A 22,612-nucleotide genomic window follows, 5' to 3' on the forward strand; every position below is an offset into this window, starting at 1 on the left:
TCGGTTTGCAACTAAGTAGTTACTTTATAAAAGATGCTTTTGATAAACAGCTTCGTCAAAGCCAAAAAATAAAAACCCGTCTTTTTCTATCACCGGGCGTTTTATCATACTGGTTTTTTGCTGCAAAAGCTGCAAGGCATCTTCTTTGGTTTTAATACCCTCTCTCACGGCCGGGTCAAGCTGTTTATAAGTAAGGCCTTGCTTATTCATAAACTTTTCGTAACCTGCTTTGGCATCCCATTCGTTTAGCTTATCGGCGCTTACACCCAGCTTTTTAAAATCCTGAAACTCATAAGCTACGTTATTTGCCTTTAACCAATCTAAAGCCTTTTTAACGGTGTTGCAGTTAGTTATGCCGTAAACTTTCATAGTAAAATTTATATTATTTATTAAACTTGGTCATGGTTAGTTCGGTACCTATGGTAGCAAAGCTTTTTATCATCTCTATACTTCGGTCTATCAATGCAGGCAGTTCGGGTTTTTCGTCATCGTCAAAACCGCTTAGTACATAATCTACCTGGCGGCCTTTGGGGTAATTATCGCTAATGCCAAAACGTAAGCGGGCATAGTCGCTGTTACCTAAAGTGGCTTCAATATGCTTTAGCCCGTTGTGCCCCGCAGCGCTGCCTTTGGGTTTTAGGCGCAGGGTGCCTAATGGCAAAGCAAGGTCATCTACTACTACCAGTACATTTTGCACAGGTATTTTTAATTCTTTCATCCAGTGGTTTAGGGCTTTACCGCTAAGATTCATGTAAGTAGTTGGTTTAATTAAGTATAGCGTGCGGCTTTTGTAATTTATCTCGGTATAATAGGCATGGCGCATATTATAAAATTTTGCACCCTCCTGCTTAGCCAATTCATCTAAAACCATAAAACCTATGTTATGCCTTGTATCGGCATACTCGGGCCCTATATTTCCTAAACCAACAATTAAATATTTCATGCCCCCAACATTCCGCGCAACGGCGGGCTTACTTTTTAAATACTTACTAAAATAGGGCTTGAAACCCATAGCTGTTATTTTACCGGCAAATTAAAACAAAAACAGCGATAAGTTTAACTCATCGCTGTTAATGGTGTAATCACACAACAATCGGTGTAATCTCCAAATTATTTTTTAGCAGCTTCTTGTTCTGCCTGGCGTAACGCACGTGAAGTAGTTACAGATACGATAGTATCTTCTTGTGCATTGGTGATAGTTAAGTTTGCAACTTTAATATCAGCAACACGTACAGATTTACCTACTTCTAATTCGCTAATGCTTACTTCGATGTTATCTAAATGATCTTTAGGTAATGCTTTAACACGTAGTTTACGTAATTTTTGCACTAATTTACCACCCACTTTAACACCCGGAGAAGTACCTGTTAATTTTACAGGGATCTCGATAGTGATAGGTTTTTTCTCGTCTAACAACAAGAAGTCTACGTGAATAATTTGTTCCGTTAATGGGTGGAACTGCATATCCTTAATAATAGCTTGTGATTTAACTCCAGCTACTTCAATGTCGATGAAATGAACAACCGGAGTGTAAACTACGGCTCTCAAATCAGCTGCGGACACTGCAAAGTGGGTTTGGGTTGGCCCACCGTAAAGTACTGCAGGCACTAAGCCCTGGTAACGCAGTTCTTTAGCGTCTCTTTTCCCTACGTTCTCTCTTGGAGAACCGCTAATAGCAATTGATTTCATTATTTATATTTATTTACTTAAGCCATACCAATACGGCATGGATATTTTTATTCTGTTTTAATCTACCTTAAATAGCTGGCTTATCGATCCGTGTTCGTTCACATTCATAATTGCTTTTGCAAACAAATCGGCTGTTGATAATACCCTTATTTTGGGGCTGGTGTGTTTTAATGGTATAGTATCGGTTACTATCAACTCGGTTAAAGCCGAATTTTCGATAGTTTCGTAAGCCTTACCAGATAACACCGGGTGTGTACATACCGCGCGTACGCTACGTGCGCCACGCTCCATAATTAAGCTGGCTGCCTTTGCAAGCGTACCTGCCGTGTCACAAATGTCGTCTATTAATACAATATCCTGGTCGGTAACATCACCTATCAGCGTCATCGATTCTATTTCGTTGGCGCGTTTGCGGCGTTTATCGCATATTACCACTTCGGCATTAAAATATTTGGCAAAGCTACGCGCCCTGTACGAACCGCCCATATCAGGCGATGCAATGGTTAGCGCTTGTAAACCTAAACTTTTTATATAAGGCACAAATATGATAGATGCATCCAGGTGATCTACAGGTACATCAAAAAACGCTTGTATTTGGGCCGCATGCAAATCCATCGTCATGATACGGTGAATACCTGCCGCAACCAGTAAGTTAGCTACCAGCTTTGAGCCGATGGCTACACGTGGCTTATCCTTCCTGTCTTGCCTTGCCAAACCAAAATATGGGATAACGGCAGTAATGTAATGAGCAGATGCGCGGCGGGCGGCATCAATCATCATTAATAACTCCATTAAATTGTCAGTTGGTTGGTGGGTAGATTGAATAAGAAACACATCACAACCGCGGATAGATTCATTAAAGTGTGGCTGAAATTCGCCATCGCTAAAACGAGATACTGCCATATCGCCAAGCTCTTTACCATAAGATGAAGCAATGTTTTTGGCCAGCTCTGTTGAACCGGAACCTGCAAATAGCTTAACTGTATTAAACTGTAATGGCATCTTGTTTAGATTTCGAAATTCGAATGTTTAACAGCGATTTCTCTCTTATTAAACAGTGTATCAACCCTGTATAAAAAACTTCGGATTTCACATTTTCCATCAGACCTAAATCCGAAATTGAAAATCCGAAATCCGAAATCATCTTGTTGCCCGACCAGGATTCGAACCTAGACAAACGGTACCAAAAACCGTCGTACTACCATTATACTATCAGGCAATCTCCTTTGGTTTGTTATCCACCCCGAAAAGGAATGCAAATATAAGACGAAAAATCAGAACTCAAAAGCAAAATTTAAAAAAGTATTTTTAGGGGTGCAAAACACAAAAGCAAGCGTTAAAAAGTGTTAATGATTAGCTATTTCGCTTAAACATAGTAATGTTTTTACTAATTTCGGCTGCGTAAACCCGTATAAGCTTGTATAAAACAGCATGAATTACAATAAATTAAATAATATTTTTGGTTGGGCAGTAGGCATAATTGCCACCATCACCTACATTTTAACCCTCGAACCGTCTACCAGTTTTTGGGATTGCGGCGAGTTTATTGCCTGTATTTACCGGTTGCAGGTAGCCCACCAGCCCGGCGCGCCATTGTTTACCATGATAGGCAAGGTTTTTTCGCTGCTATCATTGGGCGATAATAACAAGGTTGCTTATTTTACAAACATGTCGTCGGCATTGGCCAGCGGTGCTACCATCATATTTTTATTTTGGACCATTACCGCACTGGCTAAAAAAATGCTGGTTAAAGCAGGCGAAGAAGTTAGCCCAACCAACCTGATCCTGATCATCGGTTCGGGATTAGTGGGTGCGCTGGCTTACACATGGTCTGATACGTTTTGGTTCTCGGCTGTCGAGTCGGAGGTTTATGCGCAATCATCGCTTTGTACAGCCATTGTTTTTTGGGCCATATTAAAATGGGAAGCCCACGCCGATGAGCCACGCGCCGATAAATGGATAGTATTTATTGCGTATGTAATGGGCCTATCTATAGGTATACACTTATTAAACTTGTTGGTTATACCGGCCATTGCCTTAATTATATACTTCCGCAGAGCTAAAAATGTAAGCACCGGCGGCACTATTTGGGCCTTTATATTAGGCGTAGTTACCGTTGCAGTTATACTTTGGGGTGTTATTCAATTTACGGTTAAAGGTGCCGCCTTTTCCGATCTGTTTTTTGTGAACACCCTGGGCATGGGTTTTGGCGATGGCGCTATCATATTTTTTGTATTGGTGATAGGCGCACTGGCATCGGGTATATATTATACCATTAAACCCTCTACAGCATTAATTGTAGCCGCTGCAGCATGCTTTATACTGCTGTTAACTTTTAGTGCAGGCGTTATAGGCTTTTTTGGCGGAACTGCTGTTTTAGCCATATTAGAGTACGTTTTAAAAGTGCGCGAAAGACGTTTTGCGCTTAACCGGGTTTTAATATGCGCCGTATTTATATTATTCGGATATAGCTCATTTGTGATGATCGTTATCCGCGCCAAGGCCGGTACTAACCTAAACAACAGCGATCCGCAGGATGCCTTTGCATTAAACGGTTACTTAAACCGCGATCAGTATGGCGATACACCATTAATGTACGGCGAATACTTTGATTCTAAGCCAATTGACCAAACGGAAGGTGCTAAAATTTATCGCCGTGGCGAAACTAAATACGAGGTAGCTGGTAAAAAACTAAACACTATATACGACCGCAATACGCTTTTCCCGCGTATGTTTAGTCAAAAGCCAAACCACCCCGAGTTTTACAGGAGCTGGTCGCAATTAGGGCCGCAAGAACAGCCCACAATGGCTACCAACCTTGGCTTTTTTGCCACCTGGCAAATTAACCAAATGTACACCCGCTATTTTATGTGGAACTTTGTGGGCCGCGCTAACGAAATGGATGGCCAAACCAGCTCATCGGGTATTGATGGTAGCTGGATAAGCGGACTAAACTTTAAAAAGGAGCTGCCTGCTACTGTTACGCAAAGCAAATCATATAACCGCCTGTACTTTTTACCGCTTATTATTGGCTTGTTGGGCGTTGTTTATCATTTTAAACGCAACCAGCGCGATGCCGGCGTAGTTACTGTACTGTTCTTTTTCACCGGTTTAGCTATTGTGCTTTACCTTAACCAGGACCCATTACAACCACGTGAGCGTGATTACGCGTACGCAGGATCATTCTATGCATTTGCCATTTGGATTGGTTTAGGCGTGTTATTTATAGCAGAATTACTAAGCAAAAAGATAAATGCCAAAACGGGTGCTATAGCAGCCACAGTGGTTTGTTTATTGGCCGCGCCTATACTAATGGCCAGCCAGGAATGGGACGACCACGACCGCTCTACCAAGCTTACCCCGCACGATATGGCCTACAACTACCTTAACTCGTGCGCGCCAAACGCTATCTTATTTACCTATGCCGATAACGATACCTACCCGCTGTGGTATATACAAGAGGTTGAAGGTGTTAGGCCGGATGTACGCATTGTAAACTTAAGTTTGTTGGGTACCGATTGGTATATCCGCCAAATGAAAACGCAGATGAATCAATCGGCACCCTTGCCTATCAGCATGGATAATAAGAAGTTTGAAGCCGGTGTACGCGATGTAATATATTACAACGATGCCAAAGTTGCGGGCCCTATTGAATTGAAGGAAGTATTTGATTTTATGACCTCTGATAACCAGCAGGCAAAGGTGCAGTACGAAAGCGGCGAAAGCGCTAACTACCTGCCTACCAAGAACTTTAAGTTAATGGTAAATGCCGACGAGGTGATAAAATCGGGAACGGTGCCTGCCAACCAGCGCGACCGTATTGTATCCGAAATGGACTGGACCTATCCGGGTAAATATGTTACCAAGGATAACCTGGCCATGATGGATATATTGGCGCATAATAACTGGAAACGCCCCGTGTATTTTGCCACCACCGTACCAAGCGACAACCTGCTTGGGCTTGATAAATACCTGTATAGCGAAGGCTTTAGCAACCGCCTAATGCCCTTTAAACCAGATACTACCGTAGCCCCGCAGGAAAATACCAACACCATGATCATGTACAACAATATGATGAACAAGTACAAATATGGCAACATGAAAAACGCCAAGTACCTTGATCATGAGTCGTTAACGTTGTTTAACCCGCTGATTGCCCGCTTATTTGGCACGCTTGCTGACAACTTGGTAAAAGAAGGACATAAAGACCTGGCTAAGAATGCGTTAAAGAAATACGCTGAGGTGGTTCCATCGCAAATTGTGGCACCGGAGATTGCCGTACGCAAATATTATATGGTTGAAACCGCCTTTAAAATGGGCGAAACCGCTTTAGCACTGCAACTGGCCAATCAGGTAGACGATTATGTAATAGACGTATTGAAATTTAATTACACGCAGTACCAAAAAGACACCAACGCAGTAGATGCGCGCGACGTACAACTCTCATTATCAATACTTAACGGTATGATGAATACCACCCGAGCTAATAACCAACCAGCGCTGGGCAGCAAATTTGAGGCACAGCTTAAAGATTACTCCGCTAAATTTGGCGGCCTGGCCCAGCAATAAAGGCGGACTTAAACAACAAAAAAAAGCGGCTGATGGCCGCTTTTTTTGTTACTCATAAATCTAAAAATATTGTTGTTTTATTATTACTTCAACACGCAAAAGCGTTGCATTTTCTTCGTTATTTTTCGCTGCTATTAGGTAATTTTTTTGTTATTATTCGTTTATTTTGTTGGTTGGTGCTTACCTAATATAACAAAAAAAAGCGACTAAAAAGCCGCTTTTGGTTTATTTATTTTTACTTGGCTTCTAAATATTAGCCTTCAATAACCACACCCATGTTGCAAAACTTGTCGATGCGCTCGGCAACCAGTTCGTCAATGTTGCGTTCATTTAGGGTTTTCAGATCCTTAAGTAATTGTTTCTTTAAAATGGCAGCCATAGCAACCGGGTCTTGATGTGCGCCGCCAAGGGGTTCTTTAATTACGCCGTCTATCAACTTGTTCTTCAACATCTCTGTCGAGGTAAGTTTCAGCATTTCGGCAGCACGCTCTTTTTGTTCCCAGGTTTTAAATAATATGGTCGAACAGTTTTCGGGAGAGATAACCGAATACCACGAGTTATCCAGCATCAGCACCCTATCGCCTATACCGATACCTAATGCACCACCCGATGCACCCTCGCCTATCACTACGCAAATAACCGGCACTTTTAGTACGGCCATTTCTAACAGGTTGCGTGCAATAGCCTCGCCCTGCCCGCGCTCTTCAGCTTCAAGGCCGGGGAAGGCGCCCGGTGTATCAATTAAGGTAACAACCGGTTTATTAAACTTCTCGGCCATTTTCATTAGCCTTAATGCCTTCCGGTAACCTTCGGGGTTGGCCATACCAAAGTTGCGGTACTGCCGCTCTTTGGTGTTGCGCCCTTTTTGGTGCCCTATAAACATTACGGTTTGCCCGTTTAACGATCCAAAGCCTCCAATAATGGCCTTATCGTCGCCAACTGTCCTGTCGCCATGCATTTCAATAAAGTCATCGCACATCAGCTCCAAGTATTGCAGGGTGTAAGGCCTTTCGGGGTGGCGCGATATCTGCACCTTTTGCCAGCCGGTAAGGTTAGCATAAATTTCCTTTTTGGCTGCTTCCATCTTGGCTTCCAGTTCAGCAATAGTAGCGCTCATGTCCAGCTTGTTTTTTTCTTCAACCTGCTGTACTTTTTCTATCTGCTGCTGTAACTCTGCCAGCGGTTTCTCAAAATCAAATGTGATCTTCATACAAATTTCCTGGCCGCTAAATTAAATAAATCCAACGGTATAATTATCAATTATGATTTTTCAATGCGCGCAGCCTGTTTATTTGCTGTGGCGACAACAATTGCTGCGTTTTAAATGCAGCCTGTAATATAGCGTTGCGCAGCTCGCCCTGGTATATCCCGTAGCGGTTGGTATAAAATATAATTACCCCGTCGTTAAGCTTATTGGTGCGGAACAGGCTGTCTATCACCTTCTCGTTACGTACAATAACAGCGCCCATTTCTTTCTTTTTAAACTGCAGGGCATCGTTAATTTTTTTGAGCGATACAGCCTGCGTAGGGCTAAGGTCAAGCTCTTTCTTATATTTTAAGGCTTTATCTGCCGATGGATAATTATTTAGTTCGGCCACCAGGCCAAAATTATTAAGGTCGTCGCCATTTATTAAAGCGGTATACTCCTTGCTGCTTAAGGTTTTTACCGGCGATGGTTTCAGTAAGCTATCGGGCGTTTGGGCGCTTAGTTTAAAGCTGATGATGAGGAATAGTATGAAGATGGGTAGTTTTTGCATAGTATTATTTAACGTATTTATCAAATCGTCATTGCATTTCGCCCGGTAAAGTGTCCACACTTTACCGTAATTGGCTAGGAAGCGTCTACGCTTCCTAGTAAATGTAAACGTGGACGCTTACTTCCTTAACATCCAAGCGTGGACGCTTGGATGAGCGGGTTGTCTTACTTTGACACACGCGGCACGCGTGCGCCAGCAATGGGGTATTATTTAACGACTTTATTGCATCGTCATTGCGCGGTTGTTAATTACCTCTACAGCTCATTCTTAAACATCAACAATTCCGCTTCTACCCTGTCGTTAGCAAACGTGAGCAGCCTGTAGCCAAACGTAGTGCCGCTTACCTCAATTTGGGCAGCATCTTTGTTTATTTGGTACGATGATGCCGGTGTAATGTATTGCGTTACGTTGCCATTGGTTTGCACATCATCCATATGGTAATGCCCGCAAAATACGTATACTTTGTTGCCGCAGTTGTGCAGTGCATCTAACATGGCTTCGCGGCCGTGCAGTGGGTATGCCCTATCCACAGGCGTATTTACGGGCAGCACAGGGTGGTGGATAAACAGTACCACAGTTTTATCGGTAGCCAGCTGACTGTTGAGCCAGTTAAACTGCGCAGCACTTACCCTTTCGGTGCTGGTATCCATAAAAATGTATTTAAAAGTGGCATCCTCGCTGCTGTAATACAATTCGTCATCGGCGGCGAGGTCTGCATCTTTATAAAAGCCCGCGTCGTTGGCAAACCTATCGTGATTGCCGAGTATAAACTTGTAGTTGTACTTTTGTAACGACTGAAAAAGCCAGGGGTATGCCGATGCGGCACCAATATCCCCGCCGAAAACGATCATATCTACATTGCGGGTGCTAACATCCTGCAACAGGCGTTCCCAGTTCAAATAACTATCAACCCCGGCCTCTTTGGGGTCGTCTTCATCTAAATGGATGTCGGTTATGAAAGCTATTTTTTTCATGGTTATTATTAACTATCTACAAATCGTCATTGCGAGGAGCGATAGCGACAAAGCAATCTCCCGACTTGGTTCACGAACATTGCTACGTGATTTTCTATCGGGAGATTGCTTCGTGCCTTTACAGCAATGACGATTCATTCTAATCCCCTTACTCCACCTTTATCACTTTCGTCCGCTTACTAATCCCGTTCTCGTTAAAGGCCTCTATCTGAAAATAATATGGCAGGTGTTTTTCCATGCCGTTAAAGTAGTACTCGTTTGCATTGTACACCATTATATTGTTGTACAGCTTATCGGGTGCTATGCCCATGTAAATGGTGTAGCCTACCGCGCCGTCGGTTTGGCGCCAGCGCAGCCAGGAGTTGCGCCGCTCGGCATCGCCACGCAGTACGATCAGGTTTTGCACTGTATCGGGCGCGGCCCCTGCCCCCTTGCCAAATACCCTAAAGCCCGAAAGGCCAAATTTACCCGTAGGCATGTGCAGGTTGGTTATTTTTAAATAACGCGCCCTGGCGGTTTTTTTTAGTTCCACATAATCGTGCGGTACATCGGTTTTATTTTTGCTTTTATCTACCAGGGTCTTCCAGTTTTTGCCATCTGTTGATGAAGAGATAACATACTGGTGGTACACGCCCAATGATTTGCCCATAAAGGTTGCATCCTGGTCGGCGTAATTAATTTGGATAGCCTTAACGGTGCTTACTTCGCCCAGGTCGGTTTGCATCCACTCGCCTTTGTTGGCGGTTTTTGCGCTCCAGTAGGTTTTAATATCCTCGTCTACCGCCAAATTAGGCACATAAGCGCCAAGCGTTGATGATACCTGCACAGGTTTGTTATAGTTCAGCAGCATCCAACCGGTAAAATTGCTTTTCAGGTGGTCTTCTTTCCCTGCCGATAGGTAATGCGGATAATCCCCATAGGCGGTATTGGTGTACAGTACTCCGTCATCATCAAAACCGGCCGGCCAAAAGCCAATGCGGCGTTCAAAGTTGTTTTTTACATCAACCACCATGGTAGATATGTGCCAGTAATTGCCAAACTTATCGGCCCAGGTTGCACCATGCCCTGCCCCCTTGGCAAAGCCGCCGGGTTTGTAGCTAAAGGGGTTATGGCTTTGGTATTTGAACGGACCAAGCGGCCTATCGCCTACATACACACCGTCGCCGTAGCCCTTGCCCTCAGTTCCGGGCGCGCCGTATTGCAGGTAGTATTTGCCGTTATGCTTGTTCATCCAGCTGCCTTCCATAAAGCCGGTCAAAAATACATTATCGTTGTTTTCGCCAAAGCGCTCCCAGCCATGCTCTTCCCAGTTTAGTTTTATCATTTCCTTTTTGGGGCCAATGGGCTCAAAGGTTTTACGGTCTATCTCTTGCCCGTAAAGCGGCAGGGTGTTGCTGCTGCCGTGGTATATATACACGCGGCCGTCATCGTCGGCAAACATGCCGGGGTCCCAGGCTCCTACCTTAAAATAATCTTTAGCTGCCTTCCAGGTATCGGTACGCGGGTCGGTGCTCATCCACAGGGTAAAATCCTTGTTATAGGTTGATCCGATAACCAGCAGCGTATCGCCAATAACCAACGTGGCCGGGGCGCAAAGTTCATCGCCCTGTACCTGGTTGTAGGGCCGCACAAACTTGCGCGATACAAACTTCCAGTTTAGCATATCGGGGCTCCACCAATAGCCAAACTGGTTGGTGCTAAACAGGTAGTAATTACCCTTAAAAAAGGTCATGGTTGGGTCGGCTGTGGCGCGGTGCTTGCCCCATGCGGCAAAATTTTCAAATGGCGTGTAGCCATAATCTAAATTTAGCGGGTTGCAGTACGTTAATCGTTTTTGTGCCGATGCCGATATTACACAGCAGGTTAATAAAATAAAAAGCAGGAAACGGTTGGGGTGTTTCATAGCCGGGATATAAATTGGTTAGAATTTCAAATATAGGTTTTGTTTGGATTTAAACACGTCGTAAAATGACCGGGAATAGCCGCAATTTACCTTACGTGCAAACGCCTAACCTGTTATATTTGTTAAACCAATAATCTAAATAGCTTAAAATGAGCAATAACACACCAGCCGAATTACAATTTGCCCAGGTTGGCTGGGTAGTGCCGGATATACAGGCGGCAGTGAAATTTCTGTCGGCAACGTTAGGCATCTCCTTCCCCGAACCGCAGCATATAAGCGCACAGGATTTGAACATGAGCCACTATGGCGAGGTTGTGCCCGGCGAATGGCAGACCACGCAAACCTATAATGGTATTTTTATTGAACTGGTACAGCCGCTATCCGGCCAAAGCATGTTTCACGATTATTTGGCCAAGCACCCGCTGGGTGGCATACAGCACAATGCCTACCGTTTACCAGTGAGTGATTTTGAAAAGGTTACCGCCGAACTGCAAGCGCGGGGCTACACGGTAATGAGCGAAGTGGACCACCATATTGCGCGAATGGCCTTTTTTGATACTTATGAAACGCTGGGTGTAGCTACCGAGATAATGGGCATCACCCCGCAGGGGTGGGAAGCTATTAACCAAATGGAGAAAGCATGATGAATAACTCACAGATCACCTTAACTAAAACAGAAGAAGATGACCTGAACACGCTTTTTCAATTTCAGCTTGATGAAGAAGCCAATTATTTAGCGGCCTTTACCGCTAAAGACCCTACCGATAAAGCGGCCTACTTAGCAAAGTATAGTCCGTTTTTAAGCGACTCTACCATAAACAATCGCACTATCAGAGCTAATGGCGAGATTGTAGGCAGCATAGCCAAATTTGTGATGCACGGCGATGCCGGGCTTACCTATTGGATTGACCGCAAATTTTGGGGACAGGGAATTGCTACTGCGGCATTAAGCGATTTTTTAAAAATAGAACAGGCAAGGCCAATTTACGCGGGTGTCGCTTTTGACAATTATGGCTCGCAAAGGGTGTTAGAAAAATGCGGCTTCGTAAAAGTTGGTACGGATGAAGGTTTTGCTAATGCACGGCATGCGGTAATAGAGGAATATATTTATAAGTTGGAAGAATAAGCATCTGGGATTCATTTTAACCTATCCTAAATGTTGTTGGTGACAATGCCACAGGTGTTCGGAAGATTAGAAAAACAGTCGTCCTGAACTTGTTTCAGGATCTCACAGGACGGTAATTAGCATGCTATCCACCTTTCTGATCTCGCATTTTGCATGTGGGATGCCGAAATAAATTCGGCATGACGGGTTGTTTTGTTTCTTCCGAACACCGATGGTGACAACACCAACAACGGCGCAAAATTGCCATGTCATAGCGAGCTTGTCCAACCAGTAACCAATTGTAAAGGTTTCGACAAGCTCAGCCTGACAAGGTTTATATCGCGCTTATTGCACCACCAGCGTAGCTATTGAGTGTGGCTCGCTTACGGTTTTGGCCTCTTTGCCTTTTATCCAAAGGCTGTATTCTATCTTCTCATCAGTGCGGTTCATTACTACAACTGCAATGGAGCCATCGGGGTTCTGATAGGCGGTGGTTAATAGTTTATCCCTGCTGGCGGCGGCGGCAATACGTTTGGCTCCCGGATGGATGAATTTAGAGAAATGACCAATGTAATAATACGAATTGGTGTATATCAGTTCGCCGGTGCGGGTATCGGCATGCACAGGTGCAAAACAGAAGTTGCCTACATGGTTGGGCCCGCCTTTTTCGTCAAGCAATACGTTCCAGTCGGTCCAGCCTACCGTACCTGCGTTAAAATCGTTTAACATGGATAAGCCGTAACGCTCGCCCAGTGCCCAATCGTTTAGTCGGTTAAAATCAAATTTCTCAACACAGCCTTCGGTGAATATTAAATTTTTACCAGGGAAGGCCGCGTGCGTAAGGCGAAGACTTTCGAAGTTTTGCCCCGCGCCTGTCCAGGTCTCATACCAGTGAAAGCCAATACCCCATATATACTTTTCAGCCTCAGGATCTTCAAGTATTGTGCTGGCACGCTGATACAGCAGATCGCGGTTATGATCCCAAACGATCAATTTTTTTGATGCCATACCGCCCTTGCGTAATGTTGGGCCCAAATAGTTCTTTACAAAATCACGTTCTTCCTCGGCAGTATACTTACACGATTCCCAGGTTTGGGTAGCCATCGGCTCGTTTTGTACCGATAAACCCCATACCGGGATGCCCGCTTTTTCATAAGCGTTTATAAACTTAACATAAAAATTTGCCCAGCTTTGTGCAAACTCCGGTTTCAATTTACCACCGTGAAGTACATCGTTATTATCCTTCATAAAAGCAGGAGGGCTCCATGGCGATACAAACATGGTTAGCTTACCTCCGGCAGCAGCGGTTGCCGCCTTAATAAATGGTATGCGATATTTTTTATCGTGGCTAATATCAAAAGTGCTTAGCGCTTTGTCGCCCTCTTTTACATAGCTATAGCTATCACTGCTAAAATCGCAGCTTTGTATGTTAGTACGGGCCAGTGTATAGCCTATACCTATTTTTTTATCGTAAAGCGCGCCCAAAAGTTCGTTCTGCTTCTCTTTAGGTAGTTTATAATAAGTTTCGGCAACGGCATCTGTTAAAGCGCCGCCGATACCCAGCATGGTTTGGAATTTCTTTGAAGGGTCTACAAATACCAGTGTTTGCGTTTCGGGCGGCTGCGGGTTACTTGTAAACTTTAAAGTTTCGGTTTGCGACAGGCGCTTGTTCGATCCTTTTTCGGTTACGTAAACCTTTACTGTTTTGTTGGCCGCATTGTATGGCGCGTGCCTGTCCTTTTGCATTTGGCCGAATGAGCTTGCCGCAAGGCAAACCAGGCATGTTACTAAATATCCTTTTTTCATGGTGAGACTGAAACAGGTTTAATTAAATTGGTTACTAAATGTAATTACATTATTTTACTTTATTGCCGGTACCCATCCACATTATAGCATCAATGATCAGCTTATCTTCTACCGGGTTACCCAGCGTGTGCGACAGGTCCTTATTGGTTTTGCCTTCATAGTCGATATCGTTATGGCCCATATTAAAGTATATCATTTTGTAATTGCGGTTGGTCCACACTACGGGGTAGTAACCGCTATGCCAAATCTCGTGCTGTTTGGGGCCTGTACCCAGCGGAAAGCTCGACGGATCAATAGATGCCAGTATTTTGATATCCGGGTTTTTGGTCAGGTCTTTTTCCCAGCGGTACCATTCGTTGGGCGATGCCTTAAAGGTTTCCGGCAGGTTTTTGGTTGCGGGATGGGTGCGATCCTCTACCTTTAAAATTGCCGATGTTGGCCGCCATGTATTGCTGCCATACTGCCCCGAGCCCAAAAACTCGTTATGGTACCAGTCCCAGTTAGCCTCAACCGCCGATGGCGTAAGCGCGAATGCCGCGAAATGGAAGCCCATCCAGCCGCCGCCAGCTTTCATATATTTTTCAAATGCTATGCGTTGCTGCGGATCTTCGGGGCGGGTATCTAAAAATATAACCACCTTATAATCAGCCAAAAACTTTTCGTTAAGATTGCTCCAGTTATTGGTAGAGTCGTAGCCGAAGTTGTATTTCTTAGCCATCTCGGGGAACCATTTATTGGCCTCGTGGACAAAGCTAATATGCGCCTGGTCTTCCTTAGCGGTATAAAAGGCTATCACTTTAAACTTTTGCGCCTGTGCCAAATTTATTACGCACAAAAAGGCCAGGCATAGCATTAAAGCTTTGGTTTTGTATTGGTTTAACATGCTGCGATTATTGGCTATTTTATTTTGACGTAGGTTTCTACAATCTCACGGTCTACTTTAAGGCTGTCTATCTTTTCGATACCTTTTTGTATAAGCGTATCACCTTTAAAGCTTGCCTTAAAATTGAACGAATGGTTTTCCCACTCGCGGTAGTTGCAGTATTGCAGGTTTTCGGTATAGTTGCCGTTTTCAAAAGTGTAGGTACCGGCACCCGAATCAAAAATGGCTTTGCTGCCGGGCTTTTTAAGATCATGCTTAAAAAAGGCAAAATGGTCGGCGTTGATCACCTTTATCATTTCGTCTTCCTGGCCCTTTTCCGGGTAAGTTACTACGGTATCGCCTTTGGTTACCGCTACGGCCGATACCAGTTTCCAGGTGCCTTGTATAGGTGCGGCGGCTAATGTGTCGGCGGTTTTTTGATCAGCAGGTGCCTTGCAAGCTGCTAATGCTAAAAATGGGATTATTAAAAATTTAGGTTTCATGTGAGATAATGAGCCCCCAATCTACACAATTTATTAATTATCAACCAACTGTTGGTAAAGGCGTGTTATGGTATCTTCGCCATCTATACAAAAGCCGGGGTGCACCTTTGAGGTTTGCACCACTGTACTGCGGGTAGCGGTTAACCACCTAAACCGCAATGGCGCATCCAACTGACCAATTGGCCCGCTATTTTTACCGCCGCTGCATATCCGCTCAAACGATAGCAGGTTTTGCTCCAATTCGGTAATGTCAAGGTCTTTGCTAAAGGCTTTAAGCCGGTTGGCATCTACCTTGTACATCATTTTTAAAAACTTTTGTTTGGCACAATACAGTATAACGCCCACATTCATAAACTCCTCGCGCTCTACCCTGGGCACTACACGTATTACGGCATATTCAAAAAGGTGCCTATCTTGCATTGTTAGCCTCCTTCACAAATATGGCCGAATTGGCCAACCGGGTATTTAAAAACTGTGCATATATAGCGCGTTGCTCATCAGGCGTGCCATAGGTGGCTTCGGTAAGCCAGGCATCAGGTATCAATGCGGTAATGGCATCTATCAACTCTGGTGTCAGTATCGCTTTAAATTCCGCGTCAACGGTATCCAGTTCGGTAGCTTTTTTGATCAATACATGATCTTTTATCTGCACAAAGGGGCGTATGGCCTGCTCTTTCCAGTTATCCATACTGTGATGAAAATACAGCGCTGCTCCATGGTCTATCAGCCACAGCTCTTTATGCCAAATCAGCATATTGGTATTGCGCACCGTGCGGTCAACATTGGTTAGCAGCGCATCCAGCCATACAATTTGCGATGCAAGCTTGCTATCAACCACAGTAACCGTAGGGTCGAATGTAATAGCTCCCGACAGGTAATGCAGCGCCAGGTTTAAGCCTACGCTAAATTTTAGCAGGTCTTGTATCTCTTCGTCGGGTTCGGTACGGCCGAAGGCCTCATCTAAATTTACAAACACCAGTTCGGGTATACGAAAACCCAATGCACGGGCAATTTCGCCGCCGATCAGTTCGGCAATAAGCGCCCTTGGCCCCTGCCCCGCGCCCCTAAACTTTAAGACATATAAAAAGCCGTCGTCTGCCTCGGCAATGGCAGGCAACGAGCCACCCTCGCGCAATGGGGTTACATAGCGGGTTACATTAACGGTGCGTAGTTCGGGTGTTTTAATAGCCATTTTAACGGCGCTAATATAGGGATTTTTAGAAAGGGGCTGGCTGGCTCAACTAAATCCCCTCCAAAAGAGAGGTTGGGATAAGGCTGGCCAAATGCAAGTATTAGATATTCTCAAATTAATTATATTAGTACCCATTATGAAACCTAACCTTACCTTATTATTTAAACTTACCTGCATTGTTTTACTTGCCACTACGCTGCAAAGCTGCAGCAACGAAATTGGCGTTTGGAAAAACGACCAGATAAAAGGCAGTATAAAAGATGACTTGCACAAATTAAACACTCAAACGTTTAATTATATCAAGGCCAACGATCAAAAAAACCTCGAATCAGTATTGTCTAAAGAAATGATAGAGAATAACACCACTACTACCATAGCAGGCCGGGTAAGCCACGAAATGGGCATGGATAGCTTTAAAGTAGTGAATGAATACTTTGTGGTAAACAAGTATATGGGTAAGGATACTATAGATATTGATAACGAGGGTATTAATAACCACAAGCTGGTTTACCCCTCAGCGGCGCAGGAAATGTATATAATTATGTACCTGCCGGTAAACAAAAACGTACCTAATAAATTTTTAGTGACCGCCTATTATACTCACTACAATTATGGCTGGAAACTAAGCGGGTTAGATTTGGATGCTTACACTGTAAACGGTAAAACCGCTCCCGAACTTTTAGCCCTTGCACAACAACACTACGAAAAAGGATACCTGGTTTCGGCATCAAACTTAATGACCCAGGCTGTTACTTGCGAAAGGCCGGCCAAAACATGGCTATATGATGATGAGTATGAGCTGGAAAACTTTGCCACTAAAGTAGGTAACGAAGTAAATGATAAATACCTGCTGCCAATATCATTGCGTAAAGTAAGTACACAACCCCTGCTATTGGGCATATATAACACTGTGACAGACGATGGTACTTTGCCGATGGTAAGCTACCAAACCAAAATAGACCTTAAAAATACCGAGGCCCTAAAAAAGGAAAAAGAGGAAGTTAAAAAAGCGGTTTATGAGTTAATGCCGGGTATAAATAAAGACCGCAAGTTTTTAGTCTTTGCCGCTTATCATGAATTGCCTTCGGCTACAAAAAACGTGTATCATTATGATATGCGCGAAAAGCTGTAACTTATCCTTACTCACTATCCTCATTTTTTATACCCTTTAGCAAGGCATAAATAGCCATAGCATGGCCGTGGCCTAAATCAAAATCGGTTTTTAGCCATTGTACAATGTCGCCTGCTTTTACCCTTAATTCGCCGTTTTGCGTAAAGTTCTTTTCTTGGGCAAGCTGCATAAAGCCTGCGGCAGTTTTGCCTGTTTTATCTTTTATGGTTTTTAAATATCCCTGGAAAGACATGTTCAAATGAATATTTTTTATCAAATTTGCATAAATAAATGTTTATTAAAGCCATTATTTGCCATAATTATAAAAAACTAACCTAAAAACCCATACGTATATACAAAGCCGGCGTAACAATTTGTATGACCATGCCGTCTTATTTTGAAAAAAACCTTCCCATTTTGGAGTGGTAAACGCTAACAGAAACCCGCACCTAAAAATAAATATCTGTGTTTAAACTATTTAAACACACATTACATATAAAGGCGCAATTTTCGGCACTCTTTTAGCTGTTTAATAATTATAAATATTGTATATTAATTGTAACCAACATGTTATTAGAATTTTTTGAGGTAATTGTCATGTTAGCACTGATCATATTACCCCTGGCCTACCCAAAACGCAAACCCAAACATAAAGCAGAATTAAAAGTAAATACTGACACACACGATTCTGAATATGCTGTTAACGAAAACGGTAAACTGGAAAGAATTACCTGGCACGCCCATAATTAGTAATTTATAACCTCGGGTTAACCACAAAAAGCCGCTCTGTTTAACAGGGCGGCTTTTTACATTTCAAGCATTGTTTATTTTTTTGCTTTGACTAACCTGCTCCCGTATATCCAGTTAATAGCAATTACCACTATTAATATCACCAGGCCAAAAAACTCTCTCGACTCTTCTATCCATGGTTTTTCGGCCTTCATGGTTTGTACCATGCTTTCGGCATGGTGCTCTTTCATCCAGTCTAACACACCTGTGCGGTCATAAAACAAATAAGCTGCATAGGCCGCATATACAATTATGCCTGCCAGGTAAGCTTTGGGATAAAACCTTTTTTGCGATGCCATATAGCATAGCGCGGCGCTATATAAATAAATAGGCATCCACACGTAAGGGTCGGGGTCGTTGTACTGCAGTGCGGCAAAAAACACAAACAGCACACAAAAAAACAGGTTAAATATTTTCATTTCGGGTTAGTTTTTATCTACAAATTTGCGGTTACTCTCATTGTAACGCTCGCCGATATTGGGGTACTTTTGCAGCAGTTCTTCTATTTGCTGCAGGTTTTGGGCCGATAATTCTACATCAACACTGTCGGCATTCTCTTGCAGGTATTTACGCTTTTTGGTGCCGGGGATAGGGATAATATTATCACCCTGCTCCAATACCCAGGCTATGGCCAGTTGCGCCGGGCTGCAGCCTATGCTATTGGCAATAGCTTCAAAGCCCTGTGCCAGCAGCAGGTTATTTTCGGCATGATCTTGCTGGTATCGCGGCAACGACTTGCGGAAATCCCCTTCTTTTAGCTCGCTTACATTAAGTTTATTAGTGATAAGGCCCCTTGCCAGCGGACTAAACGGCACCAGCGATATGCCCAACTCGTTACATAGCGGCAGTATTTCGCTTTCCACATCGCGGGTGAGTAACGAGTATTCGCTTTGCAGGGCGGCTATTGGGTGTACCGCATTAGCGCGGCGTATGCTGTTTGGCGATGCCTCTGAAAGGCCTATGTATTTTACCTTACCCTCTTTCACCAGGTCGGCCATGGCACCAACAGTTTCTTCAACAGGTACGTTTGGGTCTATACGGTGGGCATAATAAAGGTCTATTACATCTGTTTGCAGGCGTTTAAGGCTGGCCTCAACCGCGGTTTTCATATAGGCTGGCGACCCATCAAAAGTAGTAAGCCTGCCGCTACTATCGGCCCTGAAACCAAATTTGGTTGCTAAAAATATCTTATCGCGGTTGGGTTTTAATACCTGCGACACCAACTTTTCGTTTTGGCCATTGCCGTATACATCGGCGGTATCCCAAAAGTTAATACCCAATTCAATAGCCTTATTTAAGGTAGCTATAGATTCCGCATCATCCGGTTCGCCATAAGCATGGCTCATGCCCATACAGCCCAGGCCCACGGCCGAAAGCTGCACCCCTGTTTTCCCCAAAGTTCTGTATTTCATTATACAAGTATAAGGGTTGCGTAACTGATGTTATACATCTGATTTAAAAATTTTTATCCAACAAAAAAGCCGCCCGCTGAAACAGCGGACGGCTTTGTGATATAGGGTTAGTTTAGTTTTAGAAGTTAAAGCCCAGGCGCACAAAGAAACGGCGTCCGTTGCCACCCATTTGCACGGCATCACTCGGGCCCGAAGGCTCGTTATTATATGCGTAACCTTTAGCACCAACTACATAAGCAAGGTCGGGGTGTACGTTAAACACGTTATCGGCACCTATTGATACGCGTGTTGCTTTGTTTAAACGATAAGCAAAGTAAATATCGCTGGTTGCTTTACCGCTGTACAGGTACTCATCGGCTAACTGCGCGCTGCCGTCGTCGGTTGGTACGGTTGGGGTAAGCGTGCTGCCATCGCCATAACCTAATAGGTCTATTTTACCAAAGTAGGTAAAACGGGCACCAACGGTAAAGCTTTTATGGCCAAACTCGGGGTTAAGCGCAAATTTTTGCGGCGGTGCAGATGCCAGGATAAACTTCCGCTCGCGCGAGCTTAAAAAGGTTTCGCGCAGTGCAGCTGTTTTACCTAATATTGGCGGATAATTTACCTTATCAATGGTCATTTTTTGGAAGTTGCCGGTAAACAGCAAACGGTAGCGGTTATCGCCAACGTTTTTGTTGTAGTCTATTACTACATCCAAACCTTTGTTAATGGTATTAACCGCGTTGGCAAAAAACTGTGCCGAGCTTACATGCAGGCTGTTTAAAGCGCCGGTAAAGGCCGGATCAAGCGTTGGATCTGACGCGCTGAACTGGCCCGAAAGCACCACCCTATCTGTTACATATATTACATATCCATCTAACGTAAAGCTTAAGCCGGGAATGGGTTTAAAGGTAAAGCCTAAGCCGGCATTTTTTGAGCGCTCCTGCTTTAAGTTAGGTATACCCGCTGCTTTGGTTATAGTGCTATAGTTTGGCGCAATCTTCACTTCGGATATTACAGTACCCTGCACATTGGTAAAGGTGTTACTGTAATTGATCTGTTGCAGCGATGGCGCACGGAAACCCGTACCCAATGATCCACGAACATTAAAGTTGCTGGCTATTTTATAGCGGGTGGCAAACTTACTGGTAAAGCTCGATCCAAAATCACTGTAATGTTCGTAACGGTTGGCAAAGTCTACCAGCCATTGTTTGGTAACATCCAGCTCCAGATCAACAAAAGCACCTAAAACCGATCGGTTAGCATTCACCTCATCGGCAGGCTGGTAACCCGGGAAGCCCTGCGATCCCGCTGCTTTTACACCTGCAGGGTCGTAGTTTTTGTAGGATGCCTCCTCGCCGGCAAATATTTTATAACGCTCGTAGCGGTACTCGCCGCCAAAGCCAAGGTTAAAGCCTTGGGCCGCTTTAGGGAAGTGTTTATTAAAGTTTAGGTTGGTAGTATTTTGTAAAAACTCCGACCCGCCATCATCAAAATGTGTTTTATCGGGGCCTAACGAGGCATTAAAAGTTTTATCGCCAAAAAAGTGAAACTTGTTAGTACCAATGTTATTGCTCAGGTCCCAATCCCAGTCATTGCCCATGGTGCCTTTTAAGCCTGTTGCCAAAGCGATATCGGTATTGTGGGTTTGTATATGCGGGTTATAGTACGAGTCGCCGCTTGGGTCGCCAAATATGATGCCGCTAACAGGTATCAGGTCGCCACTGGCTGTAGTTGGGAAACGCTCGGGCCTGCCCGAAAAATTACGGGTAAAGGCATAGGCATCACCGGCTTTATAAGAATAACCGCCAAAGCTGTAAAACGTAGTGCGTGTGCCGGCAAGTGGTATCTCGTTATTAAAAAATATGGTACCGCTCTTTGATGAGCCATCGCCATTGGCGCGCCTGTAGGGGTTTATAGGTAAGGCGTTAGGGTTTGATGTAGTGGTATCGTGCGTTTGGCGGTAGGTTTTACCGTTTTTGGCATAATCGCCTGTAAGATTTAAAAAGCCACCGTTTTTACCAACGGGCAGGCCGTAATTGGCATCAATGGTAATACCGTTACCATCAATAGCGCCGCCATGCGGATAATAGCCCGATACTACGCTTTTGCCAGAATTATAAGTAGGATCGTAATAACCCGAGTAGCCTACGTTGGCGGTAAACTCCCCTGTGTTCTTTTTTAATACCAGGTTGATAACACCCGCAATAGCATCCGAACCATATTGGGCCGATGCACCGTCGCGCAATATCTCTATCCTGTCGATAGACGCGGTTGGTATCGAACTTAAGTCGACACCGGAATTACCACGGCCACGTGTACCAAATACCGATACAAAGGCCGTGCTGTGGCGGCGTTTGCCATTTATTAATACCAGGGTTTGGTCGGGGCCTAAGCCTCGCAGCGTACCCAGTTCTACGTGGTCGGCACCGTCAGATCCTGATTGTTTGTTGTAGTTGAATGATGGTGCAGAATAGTTTAGTATATCAGTCAGATCTAAACGGCCGGTTGTGGTGGCCGCTTTGCCAATGTTCACCACATCAACCGGTACGGCTGTTTCCAGCTTTACACGCCCTGCCGACCGGGTACCTATGGCAACTACTTCGTTCAGTTGGTTAACGTCGCTGCTTAGCGTTACATCAATTGTGCTGCGGCCGCCAATGCTTACCGTTAAGGCTTTATAACCTGTATAAGTAAACACCAGGTCGGCAGTTGCAGGCGCCGATAACGAGTATTCGCCTTTGGCGTTAGTGCTTGAACCTACTGTGCCGCCTTTTATGCGCACACTTACGCCCGGCATGGGCAAGCTGGTTGATGCATCAGTAACGGTACCTGTTACCGTACTGGTTTGTGCCGATACTATTTGTGTAATAGCAAATAATAACGCGATGATAAAGAGTAGATTTTTCTTCATATGGGGGTATTTAAGGGGATGAAACTTGTTTAAATCTCAACGTAAGA

The 22,612-nt window shown here is 44.3% G+C and carries 22 protein-coding genes and 1 tRNA gene; 5 read left to right on the plus strand and 18 right to left on the minus strand.

The window, feature by feature from the left end; translation table 11 throughout:
• Positions 1 to 24 precede the first annotated feature (24 nt).
• The 5 genes from FFF34_016880 to FFF34_016900 form a co-directional block, all read right to left on the minus strand.
• Complete coding sequence (locus FFF34_016880) at positions 25 to 369, minus strand: Spx/MgsR family RNA polymerase-binding regulatory protein (GenBank protein ID TSD63275.1); 345 nt, start codon at positions 367 to 369, stop codon at positions 25 to 27.
• A gap of 13 nt (positions 370 to 382) precedes the next feature.
• On the minus strand, positions 383 to 943 hold the full coding sequence (locus tag FFF34_016885; protein TSD63276.1) for an aminoacyl-tRNA hydrolase: 561 nt from the start codon (positions 941 to 943) through the stop codon (positions 383 to 385).
• A gap of 167 nt (positions 944 to 1,110) precedes the next feature.
• Positions 1,111 to 1,689 (minus strand): 50S ribosomal protein L25/general stress protein Ctc, encoded by a 579-nt coding sequence (locus FFF34_016890; GenBank protein TSD63277.1) that lies wholly within the window; start codon positions 1,687 to 1,689, stop codon positions 1,111 to 1,113.
• Positions 1,690 to 1,746: 57 nt separating this feature from the next.
• Positions 1,747 to 2,691, minus strand: a complete 945-nt coding sequence (locus FFF34_016895) for a ribose-phosphate pyrophosphokinase (GenBank protein TSD63278.1) — start codon at positions 2,689 to 2,691, stop codon at positions 1,747 to 1,749.
• 143 nt (positions 2,692 to 2,834) lie between these two features.
• A tRNA-Gln gene (locus FFF34_016900) sits at positions 2,835 to 2,908 on the minus strand.
• A gap of 212 nt (positions 2,909 to 3,120) precedes the next feature.
• On the opposite strand from FFF34_016900, the gene FFF34_016905 reads away from it, so the two are divergent.
• Entirely contained in the window at positions 3,121 to 6,258 is a 3,138-nt protein-coding gene (locus FFF34_016905) for a DUF2723 domain-containing protein (protein ID TSD63279.1), read from the plus strand.
• Between the two features lie 253 nt (positions 6,259 to 6,511).
• Here FFF34_016905 and FFF34_016910 read toward each other — a convergent pair whose 3' ends face one another.
• The 4 genes from FFF34_016910 to FFF34_016925 form a co-directional block, all read right to left on the minus strand.
• Entirely contained in the window at positions 6,512 to 7,468 is a 957-nt protein-coding gene (locus tag FFF34_016910) for an acetyl-CoA carboxylase carboxyltransferase subunit alpha (GenBank protein TSD63280.1), read from the minus strand.
• A 46-nt stretch (positions 7,469 to 7,514) separates the two neighbouring features.
• A complete protein-coding gene (locus FFF34_016915; GenBank protein TSD63281.1) occupies positions 7,515 to 8,015 on the minus strand; it encodes a hypothetical protein in 501 nt (166 codons plus the stop codon).
• A 254-nt stretch (positions 8,016 to 8,269) separates the two neighbouring features.
• The gene (locus tag FFF34_016920; GenBank protein TSD63282.1) at positions 8,270 to 8,989 is read right to left on the minus strand and encodes a metallophosphoesterase; all 720 of its coding nucleotides are present in this window, start codon (positions 8,987 to 8,989) and stop codon (positions 8,270 to 8,272) included.
• 148 nt (positions 8,990 to 9,137) lie between these two features.
• Entirely contained in the window at positions 9,138 to 10,892 is a 1,755-nt protein-coding gene (locus FFF34_016925) for a family 43 glycosylhydrolase (protein ID TSD63283.1), read from the minus strand.
• A 149-nt stretch (positions 10,893 to 11,041) separates the two neighbouring features.
• Between FFF34_016925 and FFF34_016930 the strand changes: the two genes are divergently transcribed.
• Positions 11,042 to 11,536, plus strand: a complete 495-nt coding sequence (locus tag FFF34_016930; GenBank protein ID TSD63284.1) for a hypothetical protein — start codon at positions 11,042 to 11,044, stop codon at positions 11,534 to 11,536.
• A complete protein-coding gene (locus FFF34_016935; protein TSD63520.1) occupies positions 11,536 to 12,018 on the plus strand; it encodes a GNAT family N-acetyltransferase in 483 nt (160 codons plus the stop codon). Before FFF34_016930 ends, FFF34_016935 begins: the two co-directional genes overlap by 1 nt.
• Positions 12,019 to 12,342: 324 nt before the next feature.
• On the opposite strand, the gene FFF34_016940 is transcribed toward FFF34_016935, so the two are convergent.
• From FFF34_016940 to FFF34_016960, 5 genes are read right to left on the minus strand one after another with little or no spacing between them, the layout of a single operon-like run.
• Positions 12,343 to 13,803, minus strand: coding sequence for a glycosyl hydrolase (locus FFF34_016940; protein ID TSD63285.1), 1,461 nt, complete (start codon positions 13,801 to 13,803; stop codon positions 12,343 to 12,345).
• Between the two features lie 49 nt (positions 13,804 to 13,852).
• Complete coding sequence (locus FFF34_016945; GenBank protein TSD63286.1) at positions 13,853 to 14,686, minus strand: ThuA domain-containing protein; 834 nt, start codon at positions 14,684 to 14,686, stop codon at positions 13,853 to 13,855.
• A 14-nt stretch (positions 14,687 to 14,700) separates the two neighbouring features.
• The gene (locus FFF34_016950) at positions 14,701 to 15,168 is read right to left on the minus strand and encodes a lipocalin family protein (protein TSD63287.1); all 468 of its coding nucleotides are present in this window, start codon (positions 15,166 to 15,168) and stop codon (positions 14,701 to 14,703) included.
• Between the two features lie 33 nt (positions 15,169 to 15,201).
• Positions 15,202 to 15,588: a DUF3037 domain-containing protein gene (locus FFF34_016955; protein ID TSD63288.1), complete on the minus strand. Its 387-nt coding sequence runs from the start codon at positions 15,586 to 15,588 to the stop codon at positions 15,202 to 15,204.
• Complete coding sequence (locus FFF34_016960; protein TSD63289.1) at positions 15,578 to 16,360, minus strand: aminotransferase class I and II; 783 nt, start codon at positions 16,358 to 16,360, stop codon at positions 15,578 to 15,580. Before FFF34_016960 ends, FFF34_016955 begins: the two co-directional genes overlap by 11 nt.
• A 136-nt stretch (positions 16,361 to 16,496) precedes the next feature.
• Between FFF34_016960 and FFF34_016965 the strand changes: the two genes are divergently transcribed.
• Entirely contained in the window at positions 16,497 to 17,492 is a 996-nt protein-coding gene (locus FFF34_016965) for a hypothetical protein (protein TSD63290.1), read from the plus strand.
• A 7-nt stretch (positions 17,493 to 17,499) separates the two neighbouring features.
• On the opposite strand, the gene FFF34_016970 is transcribed toward FFF34_016965, so the two are convergent.
• Positions 17,500 to 17,724 carry a DUF4287 domain-containing protein gene (locus FFF34_016970; protein TSD63291.1) on the minus strand — a complete coding sequence of 75 codons (225 nt, stop codon included), beginning with the start codon at positions 17,722 to 17,724 and terminating at the stop codon, positions 17,500 to 17,502.
• Positions 17,725 to 18,038: 314 nt separating this feature from the next.
• On the opposite strand from FFF34_016970, the gene FFF34_016975 reads away from it, so the two are divergent.
• Positions 18,039 to 18,221, plus strand: a complete 183-nt coding sequence (locus FFF34_016975; GenBank protein TSD63292.1) for a hypothetical protein — start codon at positions 18,039 to 18,041, stop codon at positions 18,219 to 18,221.
• 74 nt (positions 18,222 to 18,295) lie between these two features.
• Here the strand turns inward: FFF34_016975 and FFF34_016980 are convergent, their stop codons facing one another.
• The 3 genes from FFF34_016980 to FFF34_016990 all read right to left on the minus strand — a co-directional run bounded on the left by FFF34_016980 (position 18,296) and on the right by FFF34_016990 (position 22,565).
• Positions 18,296 to 18,679 (minus strand): hypothetical protein, encoded by a 384-nt coding sequence (locus FFF34_016980; GenBank protein TSD63293.1) that lies wholly within the window; start codon positions 18,677 to 18,679, stop codon positions 18,296 to 18,298.
• A gap of 6 nt (positions 18,680 to 18,685) precedes the next feature.
• Positions 18,686 to 19,672: an aldo/keto reductase gene (locus tag FFF34_016985; GenBank protein ID TSD63294.1), complete on the minus strand. Its 987-nt coding sequence runs from the start codon at positions 19,670 to 19,672 to the stop codon at positions 18,686 to 18,688.
• A gap of 118 nt (positions 19,673 to 19,790) precedes the next feature.
• Entirely contained in the window at positions 19,791 to 22,565 is a 2,775-nt protein-coding gene (locus FFF34_016990; GenBank protein ID TSD63295.1) for a TonB-dependent receptor, read from the minus strand.
• Between the last annotated feature and the right edge of the window lie 47 nt (positions 22,566 to 22,612).

The sequence above is a fragment of the Inquilinus sp. KBS0705 genome, assembly GCA_005938025.2.
Classification (GTDB): domain Bacteria; phylum Bacteroidota; class Bacteroidia; order Sphingobacteriales; family Sphingobacteriaceae; genus Mucilaginibacter.

Bases quoted from the DNA above. Each gene is read 5' to 3' on its own strand.
- FFF34_016880 (TSD63275.1), bottom strand. From the start codon at position 369: ATGAAAGTTTACGGCATAACTAACTGCAACACCGTTAAAAAGGCTTTA.
- FFF34_016885 (TSD63276.1), bottom strand. From the start codon at position 943: ATGAAATATTTAATTGTTGGTTTAGGAAATATAGGGCCCGAGTATGCC.
- FFF34_016890 (TSD63277.1), bottom strand. From the start codon at position 1,689: ATGAAATCAATTGCTATTAGCGGTTCTCCAAGAGAGAACGTAGGGAAA.
- FFF34_016895 (TSD63278.1), bottom strand. From the start codon at position 2,691: ATGCCATTACAGTTTAATACAGTTAAGCTATTTGCAGGTTCCGGTTCA.
- FFF34_016905 (TSD63279.1), top strand. From the start codon at position 3,121: ATGAATTACAATAAATTAAATAATATTTTTGGTTGGGCAGTAGGCATA.
- FFF34_016910 (TSD63280.1), bottom strand. From the start codon at position 7,468: ATGAAGATCACATTTGATTTTGAGAAACCGCTGGCAGAGTTACAGCAG.
- FFF34_016915 (TSD63281.1), bottom strand. From the start codon at position 8,015: ATGCAAAAACTACCCATCTTCATACTATTCCTCATCATCAGCTTTAAA.
- FFF34_016920 (TSD63282.1), bottom strand. From the start codon at position 8,989: ATGAAAAAAATAGCTTTCATAACCGACATCCATTTAGATGAAGACGAC.
- FFF34_016925 (TSD63283.1), bottom strand. From the start codon at position 10,892: ATGAAACACCCCAACCGTTTCCTGCTTTTTATTTTATTAACCTGCTGT.
- FFF34_016930 (TSD63284.1), top strand. From the start codon at position 11,042: ATGAGCAATAACACACCAGCCGAATTACAATTTGCCCAGGTTGGCTGG.
- FFF34_016935 (TSD63520.1), top strand. From the start codon at position 11,536: ATGAATAACTCACAGATCACCTTAACTAAAACAGAAGAAGATGACCTG.
- FFF34_016940 (TSD63285.1), bottom strand. From the start codon at position 13,803: ATGAAAAAAGGATATTTAGTAACATGCCTGGTTTGCCTTGCGGCAAGC.
- FFF34_016945 (TSD63286.1), bottom strand. From the start codon at position 14,686: ATGTTAAACCAATACAAAACCAAAGCTTTAATGCTATGCCTGGCCTTT.
- FFF34_016950 (TSD63287.1), bottom strand. From the start codon at position 15,168: ATGAAACCTAAATTTTTAATAATCCCATTTTTAGCATTAGCAGCTTGC.
- FFF34_016955 (TSD63288.1), bottom strand. From the start codon at position 15,588: ATGCAAGATAGGCACCTTTTTGAATATGCCGTAATACGTGTAGTGCCC.
- FFF34_016960 (TSD63289.1), bottom strand. From the start codon at position 16,360: ATGGCTATTAAAACACCCGAACTACGCACCGTTAATGTAACCCGCTAT.
- FFF34_016965 (TSD63290.1), top strand. From the start codon at position 16,497: ATGAAACCTAACCTTACCTTATTATTTAAACTTACCTGCATTGTTTTA.
- FFF34_016970 (TSD63291.1), bottom strand. From the start codon at position 17,724: ATGTCTTTCCAGGGATATTTAAAAACCATAAAAGATAAAACAGGCAAA.
- FFF34_016975 (TSD63292.1), top strand. From the start codon at position 18,039: ATGTTATTAGAATTTTTTGAGGTAATTGTCATGTTAGCACTGATCATA.
- FFF34_016980 (TSD63293.1), bottom strand. From the start codon at position 18,679: ATGAAAATATTTAACCTGTTTTTTTGTGTGCTGTTTGTGTTTTTTGCC.
- FFF34_016985 (TSD63294.1), bottom strand. From the start codon at position 19,672: ATGAAATACAGAACTTTGGGGAAAACAGGGGTGCAGCTTTCGGCCGTG.
- FFF34_016990 (TSD63295.1), bottom strand. From the start codon at position 22,565: ATGAAGAAAAATCTACTCTTTATCATCGCGTTATTATTTGCTATTACA.